General features: G+C 60.3%; 19 protein-coding genes. 8 read left to right on the top strand and 11 right to left on the bottom strand.

Annotated elements, in window-relative coordinates; all coding sequences use genetic code 11:
• The first annotated feature begins 670 nt into the window (after positions 1 to 670).
• Positions 671 to 1,117, top strand: a complete 447-nt coding sequence (locus IPK09_06365; protein MBK7983241.1) for a type II toxin-antitoxin system RatA family toxin — start codon at positions 671 to 673, stop codon at positions 1,115 to 1,117.
• Between the two features lie 45 nt (positions 1,118 to 1,162).
• On the opposite strand, the gene IPK09_06360 is transcribed toward IPK09_06365, so the two are convergent.
• The 5 genes from IPK09_06360 to frdA form a co-directional block, all read right to left on the bottom strand.
• Positions 1,163 to 1,981: a methyltransferase domain-containing protein gene (locus IPK09_06360; GenBank protein MBK7983240.1), complete on the bottom strand. Its 819-nt coding sequence runs from the start codon at positions 1,979 to 1,981 to the stop codon at positions 1,163 to 1,165.
• Positions 1,982 to 2,228: 247 nt separating this feature from the next.
• Entirely contained in the window at positions 2,229 to 2,570 is a 342-nt protein-coding gene (locus IPK09_06355) for a fumarate reductase subunit D (protein MBK7983239.1), read from the bottom strand.
• A gap of 2 nt (positions 2,571 to 2,572) precedes the next feature.
• On the bottom strand, positions 2,573 to 2,959 hold the full coding sequence (locus IPK09_06350; GenBank protein ID MBK7983238.1) for a fumarate reductase subunit C: 387 nt from the start codon (positions 2,957 to 2,959) through the stop codon (positions 2,573 to 2,575).
• Entirely contained in the window at positions 2,956 to 3,699 is a 744-nt protein-coding gene (locus IPK09_06345; protein ID MBK7983237.1) for a succinate dehydrogenase/fumarate reductase iron-sulfur subunit, read from the bottom strand. Before IPK09_06345 ends, IPK09_06350 begins: the two co-directional genes overlap by 4 nt.
• The gene (gene frdA, locus IPK09_06340) at positions 3,696 to 5,456 is read right to left on the bottom strand and encodes a fumarate reductase (quinol) flavoprotein subunit (GenBank protein MBK7983236.1); all 1,761 of its coding nucleotides are present in this window, start codon (positions 5,454 to 5,456) and stop codon (positions 3,696 to 3,698) included. Before frdA ends, IPK09_06345 begins: the two co-directional genes overlap by 4 nt.
• Before the next feature lie 314 nt (positions 5,457 to 5,770).
• Here frdA and IPK09_06335 point away from each other — a divergent pair, with 314 nt between their 5' ends.
• Both IPK09_06335 and IPK09_06330 read left to right on the top strand, forming a co-directional pair.
• Positions 5,771 to 6,052 (top strand): hypothetical protein, encoded by a 282-nt coding sequence (locus tag IPK09_06335; GenBank protein MBK7983235.1) that lies wholly within the window; start codon positions 5,771 to 5,773, stop codon positions 6,050 to 6,052.
• 119 nt (positions 6,053 to 6,171) lie between these two features.
• Positions 6,172 to 6,483 (top strand): hypothetical protein, encoded by a 312-nt coding sequence (locus IPK09_06330; GenBank protein MBK7983234.1) that lies wholly within the window; start codon positions 6,172 to 6,174, stop codon positions 6,481 to 6,483.
• 14 nt (positions 6,484 to 6,497) lie between these two features.
• Here the strand turns inward: IPK09_06330 and IPK09_06325 are convergent, their stop codons facing one another.
• From IPK09_06325 to dapD, 4 genes are all read right to left on the bottom strand, one after another.
• A complete protein-coding gene (locus tag IPK09_06325) occupies positions 6,498 to 7,274 on the bottom strand; it encodes a TSUP family transporter (protein MBK7983233.1) in 777 nt (258 codons plus the stop codon).
• Between the two features lie 59 nt (positions 7,275 to 7,333).
• The gene (locus IPK09_06320; protein ID MBK7983232.1) at positions 7,334 to 8,200 is read right to left on the bottom strand and encodes an aldo/keto reductase; all 867 of its coding nucleotides are present in this window, start codon (positions 8,198 to 8,200) and stop codon (positions 7,334 to 7,336) included.
• A gap of 137 nt (positions 8,201 to 8,337) precedes the next feature.
• Positions 8,338 to 9,495 carry a succinyl-diaminopimelate desuccinylase gene (gene dapE / locus IPK09_06315; protein ID MBK7983231.1) on the bottom strand — a complete coding sequence of 386 codons (1,158 nt, stop codon included), beginning with the start codon at positions 9,493 to 9,495 and terminating at the stop codon, positions 8,338 to 8,340.
• A 206-nt stretch (positions 9,496 to 9,701) separates the two neighbouring features.
• Entirely contained in the window at positions 9,702 to 10,517 is an 816-nt protein-coding gene (gene dapD, locus IPK09_06310) for a 2,3,4,5-tetrahydropyridine-2,6-dicarboxylate N-succinyltransferase (GenBank protein MBK7983230.1), read from the bottom strand.
• A gap of 268 nt (positions 10,518 to 10,785) precedes the next feature.
• Between dapD and IPK09_06305 the strand changes: the two genes are divergently transcribed.
• The 3 genes from IPK09_06305 (at position 10,786) to glgX (ending at position 16,681) form a co-directional block, all read left to right on the top strand.
• Positions 10,786 to 13,005 (top strand): DUF3416 domain-containing protein, encoded by a 2,220-nt coding sequence (locus IPK09_06305; GenBank protein MBK7983229.1) that lies wholly within the window; start codon positions 10,786 to 10,788, stop codon positions 13,003 to 13,005.
• A 182-nt stretch (positions 13,006 to 13,187) separates the two neighbouring features.
• Entirely contained in the window at positions 13,188 to 14,420 is a 1,233-nt protein-coding gene (locus IPK09_06300; GenBank protein ID MBK7983228.1) for a glucose-1-phosphate adenylyltransferase, read from the top strand.
• A gap of 62 nt (positions 14,421 to 14,482) precedes the next feature.
• Entirely contained in the window at positions 14,483 to 16,681 is a 2,199-nt protein-coding gene (glgX, locus tag IPK09_06295; GenBank protein MBK7983227.1) for a glycogen debranching protein GlgX, read from the top strand.
• Between the two features lie 16 nt (positions 16,682 to 16,697).
• Here glgX and IPK09_06290 read toward each other — a convergent pair whose 3' ends face one another.
• Entirely contained in the window at positions 16,698 to 17,498 is an 801-nt protein-coding gene (locus tag IPK09_06290) for a cobalamin biosynthesis protein (GenBank protein MBK7983226.1), read from the bottom strand.
• A 258-nt stretch (positions 17,499 to 17,756) separates the two neighbouring features.
• On the opposite strand from IPK09_06290, the gene IPK09_06285 reads away from it, so the two are divergent.
• Both IPK09_06285 and IPK09_06280 read left to right on the top strand, forming a co-directional pair.
• Complete coding sequence (locus IPK09_06285; protein MBK7983225.1) at positions 17,757 to 18,104, top strand: DUF1820 family protein; 348 nt, start codon at positions 17,757 to 17,759, stop codon at positions 18,102 to 18,104.
• Between the two features lie 36 nt (positions 18,105 to 18,140).
• A complete protein-coding gene (locus tag IPK09_06280) occupies positions 18,141 to 18,335 on the top strand; it encodes a hypothetical protein (GenBank protein ID MBK7983224.1) in 195 nt (64 codons plus the stop codon).
• 42 nt (positions 18,336 to 18,377) lie between these two features.
• Here the strand turns inward: IPK09_06280 and IPK09_06275 are convergent, their stop codons facing one another.
• Entirely contained in the window at positions 18,378 to 19,700 is a 1,323-nt protein-coding gene (locus IPK09_06275) for a hypothetical protein (protein ID MBK7983223.1), read from the bottom strand.
• Between the last annotated feature and the right edge of the window lie 132 nt (positions 19,701 to 19,832).

The following is a 19,832-nucleotide window of genomic DNA, read 5'->3' as shown; positions in this document are numbered from 1 at the left end:
GTTTCCTGTGGAAGCCTGCTAAAAACGCCGTGCGATTCTGGTTGATCCATCGGGTTGCCGGGCAGTCAGAAGATCCGATTCCGCGGTCCTTAACGCCCGTTCCTTCCAAAAGGTTTGATTCAAGCGTGGTTCTTGCACTGGCTCAAACCGATCACGCTGGATGTGCTGATTCGTTACCGTTCGCGCTCCCCGCATCCCACGCCAACCCCCTAACAATGAACAATCTCAAACCGAACAAACTGGTTTTTGCGATGCAATATTTATAATGCAGTGCTATAGCTCAGATCAGATGCACTATCAGGATCTGAGTATAAGTTAGCGGTTTCCACTAATAAATAGTTTAATCCTTTAAGGTAAGCGATATGCCCTAATTAATTGACGTTCAAGATTTGATGGAGCGTTGCAAAGGTGGCGGTATCGTGCGGAATGCAGCGGCCGATGATGCTGGGTTCCTGACCGGTTGCGATAGGGGATGGATCACAATTCCGGTTTGTTCGGATTTTTGCTTGAAGCGAGAAGGGTAAATTGCGGCGGCGATGCTGGCCGGCGCGGCTGCCGGTCGGCGGGCATCATGGACAAATAGCGTAATTTCCCTACTATTGACTGGTGTTAGCAGGAAAGAGCGGACTGGCTCCACCGGTCCATCTGATAATGAGGCGGCGCGCACGGCATGTCCCACGCATCCCATCACGAAAGCCGGGTAGTGGCGGTTTCCCCCGAACGCATGTTCGACCTCGTCACCGACGTCGAGCGCTATCCCGAATTCGTGCCGCTGATCCGCAGCGCCAAAATTATCAACTGTCAGGCCAGCTATTACGAAACCGAACAAGTGATGGCGTTGGGGCTGTTGCGGCACCGGTTTCGAACCCGCACCGAACTCGAACGGCCCAAGACGATCACGGTCACCTCGACGGACCCCAGCTTCCGCCGCTTCGAGATTCGCTGGTCGTTCGAGCCGACGCCGGAAGGGTTTTGCCACACCGAATTCAGCCTCAATTGCGAGGTGCGCTCGCTGCTGCTCAAACCGCTGGGAGAGGCGCTGATGACTCAAATGGCGGCGACGATGGTCAACGCCTTCGCCGCGCGGGCGCGCAAGCTGGATGCCGCCGGCCGCTGACCGTTCGCCTTCGGGCCGCTACGACCGGCGCCGCGGCCGGCGGACTCAGACCGTAATCACCACTTTCTGATAAAGCCCGCCGAAATAGGTTTGTTTGTCAATCTTCGCGCCGCGATGGCGTTCGGGCAGCCAGTGGCTGATTTCCCGCCGCCACAAATCCATGGCGAAAGGCTCCAGCGTGGTCAGGATGGCGGTCATCACGTAACGGAACGGGTTGAAGGCGCTCGGACGATGGTAATCGACAAAAACGACCTTACCGCCGGGTTTAACCACCCGCAGCGCTTGCGCGATGGTTTGAGCGCGCACCTCTTCCGGTTGTTCGTGCAACAGAAAAAACACCACCACGGAATCGTAGCTGGCGTCGGCGAAGCGCAGATGGGTCGAATCCTGATGGTGCAGCGTAACGCGCGAGGGATCGGGCAACTTGTTTTTCAAGTTCTCCAATTGCACCTGCGCCACGTCCACCACCGCCAAGCGGGCGGTCGGGTCGAGCCGCTTGATCAGATATTCGGTGAAATTGCCGTACACGCAGGCGACTTGCAGGATGTCGCCCCGAATGGAGTGACCCAATTCGTCCAAGGCGAGATCGCGCAGCCGCGTGAAATTGCCCCACAAAATCAGATTGACCAACCATTGCCGCTCGAAAAAACGCACCGCCGCCGGATGGATGTACGCCCACCAATAGGTTTCTTGCAGATAAGGTGGCACCTGCACCGGAGGATGGTCAAACTCCCGGCCGGGATCGTCGAGCGCGACTTCATGATCCGCGTTCGCGTTCGCGTTCTCGATTTCGGAATCCGCGGCGTTTTTCAACGAAAGCGACTGGTCCAGGGTGGCCGCGCCTTGAACAGGTTGGGAACTCATTCTGATTTACCTAATCACCGTGTATGCGAAGCTTTTCGCCAGCTTCCAACCGCCGGCGCGAATAAAGGCGCTTGAGGCCTCGAAACGGCGTGTCGGGCCTCCATTGAGAACGGCTGGGTGATGCAGTGATCGTCCTTAATAAGATCGGCGGCGGATGAGGCGACCGCGCGCCCCGCGACAGCGCGCGGGACGCGGTGATCGCAACGGCGCGAGAGGATAACGCGAAAGCGCGATCCCGTCGCCCGCTTTAGATGGACAACAACGAAAAAATTGTCGAAACCGTGCCGATGGCCGCGATCATGTACAGGATCGTGGCCACCACCAGATCGGCGCGGACGCCGAAATCGAATGCCGTAATGCGGAAGCGGTGCGCGGCATGCCACAACGATAGCGTGATGACGCCGAAAATGATCAGCTTGCCCAACCAGTGAGCGGCAAAAGCGTGGATGTGCTCGTAGGTGAACAGGCTCGGAGAGAAGCGCATCGCCGCGAACAAGGCCAGCAGCGCCAGGATCGGGGTAATGAACGCCGTGACCGTTCCTCCGGCGGCGAACAATCCCCACACGATCGGTTTGTTGGATTTGGCCATGTTCAGATCCCCATAAACAGTACGATCAGCGAAACCACCGCCCAGACTGCGTAATGCGCGCCGACGATCATCTTGCCCGGCACGAATTCCTCACCCCGTTGGATCGGCATGGCTTGCGGCGTCACGTTGAACCACGAGGTGCTGTGGTACACCGCCGCCACCAGCGTCGCCAGACAAAACAGGACGCCCCACGGGCTGTGCAGCGCGTCCAAAAATCCCTGAAACGCTTCCGGCCCCTGTGACAGCCGTTTGAGCGCCACCACCAGCAAGATGCTGAACGCGCCGATGAAGAACGAGGTCACTTCCCGCGCCATGTAGCGCATGTAGCGCGGTTGGCGGAAAAACCAGCTCGTCTTGGGAATTTCGCGAATATAGGGTTTGCGGCTCATTTTTTCCCCCACGGCATCAAGTGTTCTTTGTACCAGTCGATGGTGCTCGCCACTTTGACTTGCTGGAGCGCACCGGCGGGATCGACGTGTTTGGGGCACACTTCCGAACAGGCGCCGACGAAGGAGCATTCCCAAACGCCTTCATGGGAGGCGATGACTTCCTGACGCTGGTCCCGGCCGCCGTCGCGGGAGTCCTGGTTGTAGCGGTGCGCCATCGAGATGGCCGCCGGGCCGAGGAATTCCGGGACCAGACCGTACTGCGGGCAGGCCGCATAACACAACATGCAATTGATGCACAGAGTGTATTGCTTGAACTTCATCAGTTCGGCCGGCGATTGCTTGAATTCCCCGGCGCTGACCGGTTTGTCTTCCTTGGGGATCAGGTACGGCTTGACGCTGGCGAACTTGGTGATGAAATCCTCGGCCACCGTGACTAGATCGCGCTCGATGGGAAAATGCATCAGCGGCTCGACCCGAATCTTGTCGGGGTATTCGTGGATGAACGCCTTGCAAGCCAGCTTGGGCTCGCCGTTGATCATCATGCCGCAACTGCCGCAGACCGCCATGTGGCATGACCACCGGTAGCTTACCGTGGTATCGAGGTTGTCCTTGACGTAGTTCAAGGCGTCGAGCACCACCCACTCGTTCAGACAGGGTACGCTGTAGGTCTGAAACCGGGGCTCGCTATCGGTCTCCGGGTTGTAGCGGAGCACTTCCAGTTGAATCTGGCGTTCGCTCATTTGTGGGCTCCTGAGTAATCGCGCACACCGGGCTTGGACTTGGTGATCACCACGTCGAGGTATTCAAGGCGCGGTGGCTCTTTGGGGTGATAGTAAGTCAAGCTGTGTTTGAGGAAATTGGCATCGTCCCGCGCGGTGAAGTCGAGGCGCTGGTGCGCGCCGCGCGATTCCTTACGGTCGCGCCCGCCCACGGCGACCGCTTCGGCGCAGTCGAGCATCGAGCCCAACTCCAGCGCTTGCAGCAGGTCGGTGTTGTAGACGTTGCTCTTGTCGTGCAATTCGATGTTGGCGTAGCGCTGGCGCAGTTCGGAGAGTTTGTCGCAGGTCGCGGCCAGGCGCTCCCCGGTGCGGTAGATTCCCGCGCCTTCCTCAAGAGTGTGCATCATTTCCTTGCGCAGGCCCGAGATGGATTCCTTGCCGCCGCTCTTGTCGAACAGCGCCCGGATCCGCGCTTCCGACTCTTGGGCCTTGGCGTTCAGCGCGCCGGCGCTGTTAGTGCCCGGCGCGGACTGGAGATGGGCGATGGCGCTCATCGCCGCCTTGCGGCCGAACACCAGCAGTTCGGTCAGCGAGTTGGAGCCGAGCCGGTTGGCGCCGTTGATGCTGACGCAGGCGCATTCGCCCGCCGCGAACAGGCCGGCCAACGGGGTGGCGGCGTTGATGTCAGTGTGGATGCCGCCCATGCAGTAATGGACCACCGGGCGAATCGGGATCGGTTCCTTGACCGGGTCCATGCCGAGGTAGCTGATCGAGAGATCGCGCACGAACGGCAGCCGCTCGTTGATCTTCTTCTCGCCCAGGTGGCGCATGTCCAGCAGCACGCAGTCGCCCCACTTGGTGGAAACGGTATTGCCTTTCTGCTGTTCGTGCCAGAAGGCTTGACTCAAGCGGTCGCGCGGGCCGAGTTCCATGGTTTTCAGCACCGGCTGACCGACCGGGGTTTCCGGTCCCATGCCGTAGTCTTGCAGGTAGCGGCGGCCGTCCTTGTTGACCAGAATGCCGCCTTCGCCGCGACAGCCCTCGGTCAGCAGAATGCCGGTGTTCGGCAAGCCGGTGGGATGGTATTGCACGAATTCCATGTCCTTGAGCGGCGCGCCGGCGCGATAGGCCAGGGCCATGCCGTCGCCGGTCTTGATCGCGCCGTTGGTGGTGAACGGGAACATCCGGCCCGCGCCGCCGGCGGCGATGATCACCGCGCCCGCTTCGAAGTGCCGGATCTGGCCGCTGCGCATTTCCAGGGCGGTCAGCCCGTAACAGCGGCCGTCGTCGGCCATCAGGTCGAGCGCGTAGTATTCGTCGAACCGCTGGATCGACGGAAACCGGAGCGAGGTCTGGAACAAGGTGTGCAGGATGTGAAAGCCAGATTTGTCGGCGGCGAACCAAGTGCGCTTGATCTTCATGCCGCCGAACGGCCGCACCGCCACCGAGCCGTCCGGCTCGCGGCTCCACGGACAGCCCCAGTGTTCGAGCTGGATCAGTTCCTTGGGGGCTTCGTTGATGAAGTATTCGACCGCGTCCTGATCGCACAACCAGTCGCCGCCGCCCACGGTGTCGTTGAAATGCAGATCGAGGCTGTCATCGGATTTGATGACGCCGGCCGCGCCCCCTTCCGCCGCGCAAGTGTGACTGCGCATCGGGTAGACTTTTGAAATCAGGGCGATCCGCAGCTTGGGATCAGCCTCCGCGAGCGCGATGGCGGCGCGTAGCCCCGCTCCTCCCGCGCCGACGATTGCAACATCTGTTTGGATGATCTCCATTAACTCTGCTCCTCGGCGTTACGTTTGTTAAAGTTTTCCGGATTTTTTGGATGAGGTTTCAGACGCCAGCGTACCATTCCGTGGAACGCTTGGCAGCCTCGAACGAGCGTGTCACCAGCGCTTGATCGTTCCCAGACCAAGCGAGTTTAGGGAGAAAGTATAGCCTTGGATTCAACGGAAGGCTTTTTAAAAGGTGTTTCTGCTGGATTCTGGCAGTTTGATGCCGTCATCTGTCGCAGGGCGAGAAAATAGTCCGCGTTTCCCGTGCAATGGGGCCGCCTTGCAGCAACGGGTCGGCGGTCGCGCATTGTACGATGAAGTCCAGCACCGCGCGAACGCGCGATCTGCCGCAAATTCGGAGGGCGGAGCAGCCAACTGTCGGTATCGAACAGCGGCTCCGGCTCGGTCAGGCGGACGAGTCCGGGTTCGCGCTCGGCCAGGAAACAGAACAAGTGCGCGAGGCCGTAACCGGCTTTGACCGCTTCGATCTTGTGTGGCAAGCTGTTGATTCACAAGGCGATTCGTTCGGTGGGAAGCTTTCGTCCAGCCAGCCCATGCTCGCGCGACAAGAGCGACCCAACGTGGGTTCGGCTTGACTCAAGGTGTTACCATAAACGCTTCACGCCCGCGCTAACGGGACGGCGGATGGCGTGGGCTATGGTTTGGCGTTTCGCGGCTAAGGTTTGGATGTCAGCGTAGGCGATTGAAAAATGATATGAATGATGGCGGCTCGTTTCTGCTGATCAATGTCGGCGCTCCATTTCTGATGGGAATGGCGGTCGGTTATTTCACGAAAAAAACACTAAAAATCGGCTTATTTCTGTTGGGGCTGTCCATCGTTGCCCTATTCGTTGCCGGATATTATGGTTTGATAACGATCAGCGGTTCGGACTTGACTCACGCGGTCGAGAAAGGCAGCAGCGCCGCCAATCGATTTGGCGCGTTTCTATTGGCAAACTTGTCAGGGCTTGGCGGGGCGGGGCTGGGGGGTTGCGCCGGGTTTTTTATCGGCTTGAAAATGGGCTGATAGCGGGGGCGAGCTTAGCTTATTAACAGCAATCGCCCCGCCGTCAGCACCACCACGATGAGAAATACCGGCCGGATGAACGGCGCGCCGTAGCGGATGGCGCTGTGAGCGCCGATGAACGAACCGACCATCAGCGTCAAACCCATGGTCAGGCCGATGCGGTAATCGATGTTGCCGAAAATCATGAAGGTCAGCAGCGCGGTGAGGTTGCTGATGAAGTTCATGAAGCGCGCCACGCCCGCCGCCGCCACCAGATCCAGCCGAAACAGCTTCACGGCCGCCGCCATCCAAAACGCGCCGGTGCCGGGGCCGATGAAGCCATCGTAAAAACCGATCAAGCTTCCGGTCAGCAGTTTGATCCCACGCTGGCCGGCTGGCGCGTGCTCGGCCGGTTCCGCGCCAGCGTGCGCTGATGAAGTCCGATGCGGCCAAATCAAATAAGCCGCCGCCAGTAAGATCGCCAGCGGCAGCAGCTTTTTCAACACGCCGGCGCTCAGCAAATAGATCAGCACCGCGCCGAGCAGCGCGCCGACAAAGGTGCCAAAGCTCATCGCCCACCATAGCGCCGGTTGGAACAGGCCCTTGCGGATGAAAGTCAAAGAGGCGCTGAAGGTGCCGAAAGTACCAATGAGCTTGTTAGTGCCGATTGCTAGATGTGGCAACATCCCGGTGCTGAGCAAAGCCGGCATGACCAGCATTCCGCCGCCCCCAGCCACGGCATCCACGAAACCCGCCAGTAGAGCCACGCCGCCCAGCACCAGAATGACGGCGGGTTCCAGGGCGGCTTCCATGAAGGTACGTCGAGCTAAGGGTTAGGAGAGTCCGATCGGCCCCGGCTCGGCGCGGAACCCTAGCGGTCGGGCAACTGATCGAGCGCGGCGATATCTTCAGCGCTCAACGCCAAATTTGCCGCTTGCAAGCTGTCGCGGATGCTGGCGGGTTTGCTCGCGCCGGGTATCGGTAAGATATGTTGGCCCTTGTGCAACAGCCAGGCTAAAGCGATGCGGTGTGGGGTGGCTTCATATTTGGCGGCCAGTTGCAGCAACAACGGTTCCCGCAGCAGTCGGGTATGGCCGTTATGGCCGCCGACCGGACTGTAAGGAATATAGGTGATTTGCCGGGCTTGGCAAAAATCGATCAGACCGTTGTGAAAATCGCGCTTGTCAAACAAGTTGCAACGGTTTTGCACCGAGGCGATCAAGGTCAGACTCAAGGTGCTTTCCAATTGCTCCGCGCTGACGTTGGAAAGCCCGATGTGGCGGATTTTGCCGTCCTCCTGCAATTTGATCAGCGCTTCCAGCGAGCGGCGGAAATCGACCTTGGGATCGACGGCGTGCAGTTGGTAGAGGCCGATGCAGTCGGTTCGCAGCGCGTGCAGGCTGCGCTCGCAAGACCGCCGCAGCCAGTCGGGATCGCCGTCGGTGACCCACGCTCCGCCAGGCCGGCGCAAGCCGCCCTTGGTGGCGACCATGACCTGATGGCCGACGCCGATCTGGCCGAGCGCCTGATGGATTAGCCGCTCGTTGTGGCCGATGTCGCTATCATCCAGGCAATAGACGTTGGCGGTATCGATGAAATCACCGCCGCCGTCGATGAAGGCTTGGATGACTTCGAACGCCTGTTTTTCATCCGGCCGACCGCTGATGGACAGCGGCATGGCGCCGAGGCCGATCGCCTTGAAATGCAATCCCGTGCTGTCGAGTTCGCGTTGTTGCATCGCTTCATCCTCCCGTGGCTGCGGTATGCTGAGGCCGGATGATGGATCGCGCCTGTTTGAGCCGTGACTCGCGATGCAAGCATCCGTTTGTGGATAAGAACCCAGTTTGCTATCAGGCCGCCGCTCCAGCAAGGAGTTCAACCCAGCAAGCGGCTCAAGATGCCCTCATAAATCCGGCTGAGCCGGTCGAGATCGCTGACCAGAACGCACTCGTCGATTTTGTGAATGGTGGCGTTGAGCGGGCCGAACTCGATCACTTGCGCGCCGGTCGGGGCGATGAAGCGACCGTCGGAAGTGCCGCCGCTGGTGGATAGTTCCGACTCCAGGCCGGTTTCGGCGCGGATGGCGGCGCGGGCGGCGGCCACCAAATCACCCGGTGGAGTAAAGAACGGGGGGCCGGATAGGGTCCAATCCAAATCGTACTGAAACACCTGGCCGGTCTTGATTTCCTCGTTCAGCAAGCGGGTTTCGACGATCAGTCGGATGCGTTCTTGCAGTTGTTCGACCGTCACCGTCGGCGAAAAGCGAAAGTTGAACAGCAGCTCCAGCTCGCCGGGGATGACGTTGACCGCACCGGTGCCGGCACGGAGGTTGGAGATCTGAAACGAGGTCGGCGGGAAAAAGGCATGGCCTTCATCCCATACCTCGTCAACGAACGCGGCCAGCAGCGGCCCAACCCCGTGAATGGGGTTTTGAGCCAGATGCGGGTAGGCGACATGGCCCTGCACGCCGCGCAAGAGCAGCCGGCCGTTCAGCGAGCCGCGCCGGCCGTTCTTGATGGTATCGCCCAATTGTTTGGCGCAGGACGGTTCGCCCACCAGACACCAGCGCATCTTCTCGCCGCGCGCTTCCAGGCGTTCCACCACCTTAACGGTGCCCTCGACCGCCGCGCCTTCCTCGTCGCTGGTGATGAGAAAGGCGATGGAGCCGCGCGGTTGCGGACACGCCGCAAGGAAGCGTTCGCAGGCGGTGACCATCGCCGCCAGACTGCCTTTCATATCGGCCGCGCCGCGTCCGTACAAAACGCCATCGCGCACGGTCGGTGCAAAGGGTGGTGATCGCCAGCGCTCCAGCGGGCCGGGCGGCACCACATCGCTATGACCGGCAAACGCGAACAGCGGGTCGGAATCGCCAAAGCGCGCCCAAAAATTCTCCACATCGCCGAACCGCAGCCGTTCCACCCGGAAGCCCAGCGCTTCCAGACGAGCGATCAGCACCGTCTGACAACCGGCATCTTCGGGGGTGACCGAAGGTCGGCCGATCAGATCAAGGGCGAGCTCCAAAGTTGCCAGCATGAGTAAAGCGCTCGTATCGCCTCAGCAGGATGTTCGGCGTTCGGTGTGATGGGTAGCCGCGAAAACCCCGCCAGCGAGGCGGCGGACAACACCCGTTCTTCCCGCGGCAGGCGCGTTTCGGGCGTTGCCGCTGACGATGCTGGAGCCGTTGACAGGGCTCGCCGTTGCACCGGCTTTAAGTCCGTCGTCTGAAACGGCTTCCGTCATCAATCGCGCAACAATTCGTTGAGGCTGACCCGGCCGCGAGTTTTTTCGTCCACTTGCTTGATGATGATGGCGCAGTACAAGCTGTGGCTGCCGTCGGCGGCGGGCAGAGCGCCCGGCACCACCACCGAGCCGGCCGGCACCCGACCGTAGCTCACCTCGCCGGTCATCCGGTTGTAAAGCTTGGTGCTTTGGCCGATGTAAACCCCCATCGACACCACCGAACCGCGCTCGACGATCACGCCTTCCACCACTTCGGAGCGGGCGCCGATGAAACAGTCGTCTTCGATGATGGTGGGGCTGGCCTGCAACGGTTCCAGCACGCCGCCGATCCCGACCCCACCCGACAAATGGACGTTCTTGCCGATCTGAGCGCACGAGCCAACAGTGGCCCAGGTGTCGACCATGGTCCCGGAATCGACGTAGGCGCCGATATTGACGAAGGAAGGCATCAGCACCACCCCGGAAGCGATGTGGGAACCGCGCCGGGCAGCGGCGGGCGGCACGATGCGAACTCCGGCGGCCAGGAAATCGTTCTCGCCGTAGGCGGCGTACTTGGGCGGCACCTTATCGAAATAATTGGTGTAGCCATCGCGGATGATCGCGCTTTCGTTCAGCCGAAAGCTCAAGAGGACGGCCTTCTTCAACCAAGTATTGACCGTCCAGGTCTCGCCGCGCTTCTCGGCGACTCGCACCTTGCCCAGTTCCAGCAGGCCCAGCGTTTCCTCGACCGCCTCGCGCAGCTCGGCCGGGGCGTTGGTGGGGCTGATCTCACCACGACGCTCGAAGGCGTTTTCAATGACATCTTGCAGGCTCATTTTGGATATTCACTCCGTGACAGCAATGGACGTTCTGATCTGACGGGTTTTTCGGCGAGGGGATTCCATCTCGGATTTAAGGTTTAGGCACCGCCCTAAAAAACCGTCATAATAAGCAGGATAAATAGAAGCTGATCGCCGTTTACCAGCGCATGGAACGCTAACTTTAGCACCTCAGACCGCGAACCACAGCCGGCTGCTTGTCCGGATCGCGGCGGCGAGCGGCGTCATAACGAGAACCAAGCCAGCAAGAACGAGGATAACCGGTATGATCAAAAAGCCTGTGACGGACGAAAAAGCCCTAACTCCCACCGAACCCGCGCCGGTCTCCGCGATCTCTCCAACGGGGGCCGCCGCGCCAACAGAGACCGTCGCTCCGGTAAAGACCGTTATTCCGGCGCAGAGCGCCGCTCCGGCAGGGACCGTGACGGAGGCGCCGGTCGAACCCGTCTCGGCTGCTGGAGCGGACACCGCTGCAACCCTGGAGCCGATCTCGGACGCGGCGGACGGCCGGAAACGCATCGTCATCGAAGGCGTCAGCCCGGAAATCGATGGCGGGCGTTTCCCGATCAAGCGGACGGTGGGTGATGTGGTGATGGTGGAAGCGGATATCTTCACCGACGGCCACGATGCCTTATCGTGCGTCCTGCAATACCGCCGGACGGGCGATGCCCCCTGGCGCGAAAGCGCGATGCGCGCCTTGGTCAACGACCGCTGGCAGGGTGAATTCCAAGTCCTGGAGCTCGGTTCTTACGAGTATTGCGTTACGGCCTGGGTCGATCCCTTCAAATCCTGGCGGCATGATTTAAGCCGCTGGATTCTACCCGAGGATATCGCGCTGGCCTTGCGCATCGGCGAGCAGTTGGTCAAAAGAGCCAGCCAGCGCGCCGCCGGGGAAGACGCCAAATGGTTGGCCCGGCGCGCCGAGGCGTTGGTCAGCGAGCAAGCCCTCGATTATCGCCGCCAGTTGGGTCTGGACGATGAGCTGGCCCGGCTGATGGACCGTTACGCCGACCGCCGGCTGGCGCTGAATTACAGCAAGCTGTTGCAAGTGAGCGTCGACGACGAGCGCGCCCGTTTCAGCACTTGGTACGAAATGTTTCCCCGTTCGTGCAGCGCCGCTCCGGGCAAGCACGGGACCTTCAAGGATTGCGAGGCGTGGTTGCCGCGCCTGGCCGCGCTGGGCTTCGACGTACTGTATTTTCCACCCATTCACCCCATCGGCCGCGTCAACCGCAAGGGCAAGAACAACACCCTCACGCCTGGTCCCGACGATGTCGGCAGCCCCTGGGCCATCGGCGCCTCGGAAGGCGGCCACAAGGACATTCTGCCCGCCTTGGGCACCCTGCGGGATTTCCGCCAATTGGTGCAAAAGGCCAAGGAACACGGCATCGAAATCGCTTTGGACATCGCCTTGCAGTGCGCGCCCGATCATCCCTACGTCAAGCAGCATCCCGACTGGTTCCGCTGGCGGCCGGACGGCACGGTGCAATACGCCGAGAACCCGCCCAAGAAATACCAAGACATCTATCCCTTCAATTTCGAAACCGGCGACTGGCAAGCGCTGTGGGACGAGATCAAGAGCATTTTCGAGTTTTGGATCGAGCAGGGGGTGCGGATCTTTCGGGTCGACAACCCGCACACCAAGCCGTTCGCGATGTGGGAGTGGCTGATCGCCGACATCAAGAAAACCACCCCGAACGCGATCTTTCTGGCGGAGGCGTTCACCCGACCCAAGGTCATGCACCGGCTGGCCAAGCTGGGCTACACCCAGTCTTATACCTATTACGCTTGGCGCAATACCAAATGGGAGCTTACCGAGTATCTAAACGAACTGACGCAAGGGCCGGGCCGTGAGTACTTCCGGCCCAATTTTTGGCCGAACACCCCAGACATTCTGACCGACTATCTCCAATTCGGCGGCCGGCCGGCTTTCATGTCCCGGCTGGTGCTGGCGGCGACCATGACCGCCAACTACGGCATCTACGGGCCCGCTTACGAAATGATGGAGCACATCGCGATCAAGCACGGCAGCGAAGAGTATCTCGATTCCGAGAAGTATCAGTTGCGCTATCGGGCGTTCAAGGAGCTGGACGGTCCCAACAGCTTGCGTGATTTCATCGCGCTGCTCAATCGCATCCGCAAGCGCAATCCGGCGCTACAGGCGGACCGCGGCTTGCGGTTCCATGAAATCGGCAACGACCAACTGATTTGTTATAGCAAAGCGACCGACAATCTCACCAACGTTATCCTGGTGGTGGTGAATCTGGACCCCAACTATACCCAGTCGGGTTGGACCAACCTGAATCTGGACGCTCTGGGCATCGACCCGCAACAGCCCTACCAGGTAAGCGATCTGTTGACGGGCGCGAATTACGTCTGGAACGGCGCGCACAATTATGTGGAGCTCAACCCGCATCGAATGCCGGCTCATGTGTTGCGTCTCCAGCGCCACCCGCACACCGAGCGCGATTTCGATACTTTTTGAAAAGCCATCAGAGCGTCATTAAGCCGCGCGACGCGCTCCGGCAGGCTGCCGGCGGCGGTCTTGGCCGCTGAAGGCCGCAGCCGCTGGCGCCGCGCGAGTTGGATAACCGCCCCGATCGGGTTATCGCAGCCCGCTCGGGGGTTTGTGTGAAGTCCTATCACTAAAAAGAAGGATGTGCCGCAATGAAAAGTCCGAAGATCCTTGCATTCGTAATGGCCGGCGGAGAGGGGTCGCGCCTGAGTCCTCTGACATCCCAAAATTCCAAACCCTCCTTACCCTTCGGCAGTCGCTACCGCATCGTGGACTTTGTCCTGAGCAATTTGCTCAACTCCGGGATTCAGTCGATTTATCTGTTGGTGCAATACAAGTCCCAGTCGCTGATCGAACACGTCCGCAAAGCCTGGGTGGTGTCGCCGATGCGCAGCGAGGAATTCGTGACCGTGGTGCCGCCGCAGATGATGCGCGGCGGCGATTGGTTCATGGGCACTTCCGACGCCGTTTATCAAAACCTCAACCTGATTCAGCTGCACAACCCCGATCTGGTGCTGGTGTTCGGCGCCGATCACGTTTATCGGATGGATCTGCAACAGATGGTGGACTTCCACCACGAGCGGGAAGCTGATGTGACGGTGGCGGCTCTGCCGGTACCCTTGGCCGATGCCCGCGGTTTCGGGGTCATCGTCGCCGATCATGCCGGCCGGGTCAGCGAATTTCAGGAAAAGCCCGCCAATCCGACCTCGATGCCCTCCGACCCCACGCGCGCCTATGCGTCGATGGGCAATTATCTGTTCAACGCCAAAGTGTTGGTGGAAGCGCTCAAGGCGGCGAACGATCGCGACGAGCACGATTTCGGCCAGCATGTGTTGCCGAATTTGATGGAAACCCACCGGCTGTTCGCCTACGATTTCGCCACCAACAAGGTCCCCGGCGTCAAGCCCACCGAGGAGCAGGCCTACTGGCGCGATGTCGGCACCTTGGACGCCTATTTCAGCGCCCATCAGGACATGTTGGCTTGGCCGCCGCTTTTCAATGTGTTCAACCCGCAGTGGCGGATCTTTTCCAGTAACTATCAGGGTCCGGTCGCGCGCATTTTGGAGGCGAACGTCAAAAACAGCGTCATCGCCGCCGGCTCGCTGGTCCAACAAGCCTCGATTACCAACAGCATCGTCCGCCGCGAAGTCTTCATCGAGGATGATGTGGTGATCGAGGATTGCGTCATTCAAGACTACGTTCGCATCAAGCGCGGCGCCCGGCTGCGGCGGGCCATCATCGGCGGCTATAACACCATCGAGGCGGGGGCGCGCATCGGCCACGATCCCGAACTCGACCGCCAGCGTTATACCGTAACCGAAGGCGGCATCACCGTCGTCGGGCCGGGTGAGGTCACCACGGCCCTGCGAGCCTTCAGCGAATAAAGACCGAGGGTTGCCTCCCTGTGGAACGCGGGGAGGCCGGAGGATACCGTGACTAGTTACCGATGAATAAACCAACAACCTCGGTCCTGATGGGTTGGCCGTATCCGTTGGGAGCGACTTGGGATGGCGAAGGCGTCAACTTCGCGCTGTTTTCCGAAAACGCCGAGCAAGTGGTGCTGTGTCTGTTCGACGCCAAGGGCAAGCATGAGATCGAACAGATTCCGCTGCGCGAGCAGACCTGCGGGGTCTGGCACGGCTATTTGCCCGAAGTTCGTCCCGGCTTGTTGTACGGCTATCGGGTGCACGGTCCCTACAAGCCCGAACAGGGCCATCGTTTCAACCCCCACAAGTTATTGCTCGATCCTTGCGCCAAGCGAATCGTCGGCCAGCTGCACTGGAGCGAAACCCAGTTCGGCTACCGAGTCGGCAACCGACACGAGGACTTGAGTTTCAGCAATCGCAACAGCGCGCCGGGAATGCCTAAATGTCAGGTGGTGGACACGGCTTTTTTGTGGGGCGACGATCGGTCCCCGCATATCCCCTGGCACGATACCGTGATCTATGAATTGCACGTGCGCGGGTTCACCATGCGCCATCCCGAAATCCCGCCGCATTTGCGGGGGACGTACGCCGGCTTGGCCTGCGAGCCGGTGATCCATTACTTGAAATCCTTGGGCGTCACGGCGGTGGAACTGTTGCCGGTCCACTATTTCGTGGACGAGCGCCATCTGCTCGACAAGGGGTTACGCAATTACTGGGGCTACAGTCCCATCGGCTATTTCGCGCCCGACTCGCGCTACGCCGCCACCCCCAATCCGGTGAGCGAATTCAAGAGCATGGTCAAGAGCCTGCATTCGGCCGGCATCGAAGTGCTGCTCGATGTGGTTTACAACCACACCGCCGAAGGCAACCATCTCGGGCCGACGCTGTGTTTTCGCGGCATCGACAACGCGGTCTATTACCGGCTGTCGCCCGAACACCCCCGTTACACCATGGATTACACCGGCTGCGGCAACACCCTGAACACGGCCCATCCTCGGGTGTTGCAGATGGTCATGGACAGCCTGCGCTATTGGGTGCAGGAGATGCACGTCGATGGGTTCCGCTTCGATCTGGCCGCTTCGCTGGCGCGAGGTATCCACGGCGATATCGGCCAGATGAGTTCGTTCATGGATGTGATGCAACAAGACCCGGTGCTGGCGCGGGTCAAATTGATCGCCGAGCCTTGGGATACCGGCCACGGCGGCTATCAGGTCGGCCAGTTTCCGATAACCGTGAACGAGTGGAACGGTAAATACCGTGACGTGGTGCGCGACTACTGGCGCGGGGAGGGGGGTCTGATCGGCGAGCTGGCGTCCCGGCTGACCGGTTCCGCCGATCTGTACCAGCACAATGGCCGTCGCCCGCAGGCCAGCATCAACTTCGTCACCGCCCATGACGGCTTCACGTTGTGCGATCTGGTGAGCTACAACGAGCGGCACAACCACGCCAATCGGGAAGACAATCAGGATGGCGACCCGCATAACCGCAGTTGGAACTGCGGGGTCGAAGGCCCGACTCAAGACTCGGAAATCCTGGCGCTGCGGCTGCGCCAGCGCCGTAATTTTCTGGCGACGCTGCTGCTGTCGCAAGGCGTGCCGATGCTGTTGGCCGGTGACGAAGCCGGCCGCAGCCAGCGCGGCAACAACAACGCCTACTGCCAGGACAATGAATTAAGCTGGTTTGATTGGGAGCTCATCTGGCGCGACGACAACCGCGAGTTGTTCGCGTTCGTGCAGCGCTTGGTTCGAATGCGCCAACAGCATCCGGCCTTCCGCCGCCGCCATTTTTTTCGCGGCATCCACCCCAGTGGTTTGCGGGATATTCTCTGGTTCAATCCTGATGGACGAGAAATCGACTACGACGAATGGACGCACGAACACGCCCGCTGCCTGGGAATGTATCTTCCAGGCGATGGCCTGGATGACTGGGACAAACGGGGCCATGCCCTGGAAGACGATGATTTCCTGTTATTGTTCAACGCTTATCACGAGGAGATTTCGTTCGTGTTGCCCATCGTGCGCGGCAAGGACTTTTTTGAGGTGATGGTGGATACCGCGCTGCCGCACGGCCAGCCGACCGAGGGCAACCGTCATCCCGCCGAAAAGTCGTACCCGGTCCAGGGCCGTTCGCTGGTGTTGCTAAGGCATCAACGTCCGCTCGATCCGTTCGTGGAAAACGCCCCCGATGGCGACAGCAGTGTGTTGGAAACTTTTTCTTGAGAGTCGTGCCGGGGCTTCAGGCGCGGTTGCCATAAACGCGCGCCACCGCTAGCGTGGCGTCGCTATTTTTCTGTTTGGTAATGATGAGTTCCGCCGGAAAGCGCCGCTCGATCAGCCGTTCGGCATGGGCGAGCGCGGCGGCTTCGGCCACGCCGTGACAGCCGGTCTCCCGGAAGACGATCGCGGATTTCTGGCTGAGCCGATCCCCGTATGCGCTCAGCGCGCTGGCCGGGTAGAAATGAATCGGCAGCGCCAGCGTTGCGGCCAGTTGGTGCAGGCCGGGTTCGTCTTGTTTGAGTTCGATGCTGGCCAGGGCGCTCAAGTCTTCTCGCCGCAAGCCGTGCCCGCGCAACGTCTGGTCCAGTAAAGCCAGCAACCGGTCCACCGGGCAGCCGCGATTGCAGCCCAGGCCGGCGACCAGCAGCGGTTGAGTATAGCGTTGCGCGCCGGTAATGACGCACCGCGCGCCGAGATAGTGGCCGATTTGCCGGGCCCATTCGTTGGCCCCGCCTTCGTGGCCGGACAGGATCGGCACCACGAAGCGGCCGTGTTCGTCCAGGACCACGACTGCGGGATCGTGATACTTGTCTCGCAATGCCGGCGCCAGGGTTCGCACGGCGATGCCGATCGCGCACAGCAGGATCAGCCGATGCCCGTTGGCAAACCGCGCTCGAACCACCTCTTGAAACGGTTGTGGCCGGTATAAGTGTTCGGCGTCCGGCGAAAATCCCAACAAGCGTTCGGCCAGGACCCGACCGGGCTCGGTCAGGCTGACGATGGTAACGGCGTGAGGCGTTGGAACGGAGACGGGAGGCATGACTGAAGAAAGGACTCTAAGGTAAGCTCGAAGCGTGCCTGAACGATGGCTTAGTGTAGGCGAGCTGTTACGACCGACGCCAGAACCGCTTCGAACGGTGCTGGCTGGGCGGGAGATCGGCTGAAGCTAAGAGCGGATTTTTCAATCGTTTTTTCAGGTCGGATCGCCTGCCCCGCCCGATAGGCCCGGACGGTCGAATTTGCCCGGCGTTGCAAACGAAGTTAGATTGAGGGATCGTTGATCGGAACCGGCTAGGAAATGTCCAAAATTACCAAGAGCATTTACCGCATTCTATTTGTCAATCAAGGCAAGCTGTACGAGCTGTATGCGCGCAGTATTTATCAGGGTGAGTTGTATGGTTTTATCGAGGTTGAAGAACTCCTGTTCGGCGAGCGTTCGAGCGTGCTGGTCAATCCGGCCGAGGAGCGGCTGCAAAGCGAATTCGCCGGCGTGCGACGGACTTTCATCCCCCTGCATTACATCCTGCGGATCGATGAAGTGGAGCGGGAGGGCATCAGCAAGATCCGGCCGGTGGAGGGCGGCGACAACGTGATGCCGTTCCCGCAGCCGCTGGTGCCGCCCGGCGGCGGGCGCGACAAGGATTGACCGCGCTGCTTCAGTCTATCGCTAACGGAGGTCATCATGGAGCCTGCAACGTGGTGGGAAATTCTGTTGGGCGGATTGGCGGCCCTGCTGGTGGTGTTGTGGTTCCGGCCGGGGATTAAGGCGGCGCTGGAACGCAGTCGCACCGCGAAAAAAGATTGGCCAGCGGCCCTGATTCCGCTGGCGCTGGTGGTAGTGTTCGTGCTGTTGTTGATCCAACTGGTTCGAAATTGACGATCCGGTTTGAGGGGCGCGTCCCGTCGCGCCTTATTGCAATCAATACAGAATCTGGGCCTCGATGATGTCTTTATTACGCAAGGACAGCGTGGCGCTGCCGGTCGGCTTGAAAATGGTGATGGTCACGTTGTCTTCGGAGATCGTGTTCAGTTTTCCCGTGTAGCGTGCGTTATTGGCGGTGGTGAGTTTGGCCATCTTGCCGACATGCTGGTTCAGTTCGGCGGTCGCCACCGAGCGAAAGGTTCTTTTCTGTATCGCCACGGGCGCCGCCGCGGTTGGGGGTGCCGGCCTGATCTCGGCTCGGTCGGGTTCCGGGACGATTTCAGGTTTCGCCTTCAGCGCCCGCGCGATCTTGGTGCTGTCCCAATTCACGGAAAGATCGGAAACCGGCTGGTCGTTCACGGCGAGGGTCAGGCCCGCGAGCTTGATGGCGTCGCCGGGTTTGTAAAACTGAAGTTCCGTCGGCTCGATGGGCGCGGCGGGCGATGCGGTGAGCGTCAGGCGTCCGCCATCGGCCAAATAGAGCCGATAGGCTTCGAGTAGCCCTTGACCTGGATACACATCGTTGGCGCGCAGGCGATCTTCCAGCAGTCGGATATGCTCGGTGATATAGGCGTCGACGGTTTTACCCGCCTTGGCGGCGCAATAATTGTTGCGGCGCTGGTTGAAACCTTGATCCCGAATCACGACACTCAGTTTGCTCAGCTTGGGAGCGGGCGAGGCGGCTAGGGCCATCAGCGACGAAACCGGTCCGGAGGTGGCCAAACCGACATCCACGTTCACCATCGCCCAAGTTGGGTTCTGACTGTCAAACTGAAGCTCCAGCAGCTTGCGCGCGCTGTCCAGCCGGTAACCGACCGTCAGATCGCCGCTTAATTTGCCATACCCCAGCTCCTGCCATTCCGCGGCGCCAAACGAGAGCACCGGCCCGCAGCCCAGCGCCTCCAGATCGTCGAAAGGCGAGCGCTGCGCGAGCGTTTCCTGGTTGGCCCCCAGCAAGCTACCGTCGAGCGGAATTTCAAACTGTTGCAAGGACAGCGCCAGCGCTTGGGGCAACTCGCCCTTGCTCAGCTGCCATTGGGTTTTGAGCAGTTCCAAAAGATTGGGTGTGCTGAGCCGAAGGGAACCGATGGTGAGGTAGTCATCCAGAGCGGGGAGGATGATCCGGAGTCGGTTTACGGCGATCGACCCGGTTGGCGATATGGTGATACCGCCGTAGCTGATGTCGGCGAAAGGCTTCGCCAGGGCGGCGATTTGCTCGATCTGTTGCTTGGTGCTGTACCATAAATATCCCCAGATGCCACCGGCGATCAGCACCAGGGCGACGAGGAGGACAATGCCGAGGGTCTTGAGCTTGTGCATCAACGGATTCCTTGAAGGTTGGGAAACGGTGTCGTAAGCATCGTTCGTTCCTGGGTCAAATTTTTTACTCGTAATAATATATATGGGGATATCGGCTGCTGGGAACGTTGCTAGAGCGCGTGTCGCTCATTT

Source organism: Candidatus Competibacteraceae bacterium (genome assembly GCA_016713505.1).
In the GTDB taxonomy this organism is placed as follows: domain Bacteria; phylum Pseudomonadota; class Gammaproteobacteria; order Competibacterales; family Competibacteraceae; genus Competibacter_A.
Note: the sequence above shows the minus strand (reverse complement) of the source record. Positions and strands in the feature narration are given on the sequence as shown.